This is a genomic window from Devosia insulae DS-56 (assembly GCF_000970465.2).
Taxonomy (GTDB): domain Bacteria; phylum Pseudomonadota; class Alphaproteobacteria; order Rhizobiales; family Devosiaceae; genus Devosia_A; species Devosia_A insulae.
Genome location: NZ_LAJE02000390.1, coordinates 1 through 1,236, shown reverse-complemented (window position 1 = coordinate 1,236; position 1,236 = coordinate 1). Strand labels below are relative to the sequence as shown.

1 protein-coding gene is annotated in these 1,236 nt (G+C 68.0%); it reads left to right on the top strand.

The window, feature by feature from the left end; translation table 11 throughout:
• Positions 1-188 precede the first annotated feature (188 nt).
• Positions 189-1,163, top strand: a complete 975-nt coding sequence (locus VW23_RS26620; RefSeq protein WP_069912496.1) for a GlxA family transcriptional regulator — start codon at positions 189-191, stop codon at positions 1,161-1,163.
• The last annotated feature ends 73 nt before the right edge of the window (positions 1,164-1,236 follow it).

Here is a 1,236-nt window from a genome sequence, read left to right as displayed (position 1 = left end):
CGCGCTGGGCGCGTCAACGACGTGACGATGATACACTACTTAATGAAGCTGATGGTCACAGCTAAGCGACTCAGAGACGCGACTGCGTTTTTTTTTTTAATGATACGGCGACCACCCACCTCTACACTACCTCGCTCGTCGGCAGCGTCAGATGTGTATACGCGACAGGCGTCACCCGCCGGCTCGCCATCGTCGCCTATGAGGGCTTCCAGCTGCTCGACGTTGCCGGGCCGATGGAGGTCTTCAGCAAGGCCAACGAGTTCATGCCCGCCCTCGCCGCGAGGCCGCTGCACTACGAGATCGTGCTGGCCAGTCCAAGCGGCGGCAATATCAGCTCCAGTTCCGGCCTCGCGGTCGCCGGCACCGTACCGCTGGCCGACCTCGACCCCGATATCGACACGCTGCTGATTTCCGGCGGCCCCGAGGGCCCGGTGCGCCGCGTCGCCACCGATACCACCCTGCTGCCTTGGCTCGCGGGACGCGCCCCCGGCATCCGCCGCGTCGCCAGCATCTGTACCGGTGCGTTCCTGCTCGGCGCTTCCGGCCTGCTCGACGGGCGGCGTGCTACCACGCATTGGTCCTCCACCCGCCTGCTCGAAACCCTGCTGCCGCGCACCGAAGTGGTGCCCGATGCGATTTTCGTCGGCGATGGCCACATCTTCACCTCGGCCGGCGTCACCGCCGGCATCGACCTGGCGCTCGCCTTCGTCGAGTATGATTGCGGGCCGGAGGTGGCGCTGCGCACGGCGCGCGAGCTGGTGCTTTACCTGCGCCGGGTCGGCGGTCAGTCGCAGTTTTCCAGCAGCCTCGCCGCGCAGGCGAACGCCGGCGATGGGCTGCAATCGCTGGTCAGCTGGATCGCCGGCAACCCCGAGACCGACCTCAGCGTCGCCGTGCTGGCCGATCGCGCCGCCATGGGCGAGCGCACTTTTGCCCGCACCTTCCGCGTCGAGACCGGCATGACCCCGGCCCGCTATGTCGAGCTGGTCCGGCTCGATCGCGCCAAGCAACTGCTGGAATCGACGCGCTGGCCGCTGGCCCGCATCGCCGAACGCGCCGGTCTCGGCAGCGCCTCCACCCTGTCGCGCGCCTTCCGCAAGCACCTGGGCACCACGCCCGAAGGCTATCGTGAGCGCTTCCGCATCGCGGGCAGCCGAGGGTGATGCCTGGCAGGCAGGATGTCGCAGTCAGCGCCTCCCTCCCCCTTGAGGGGAGGGATTGAGGGAGGGGTGGTGC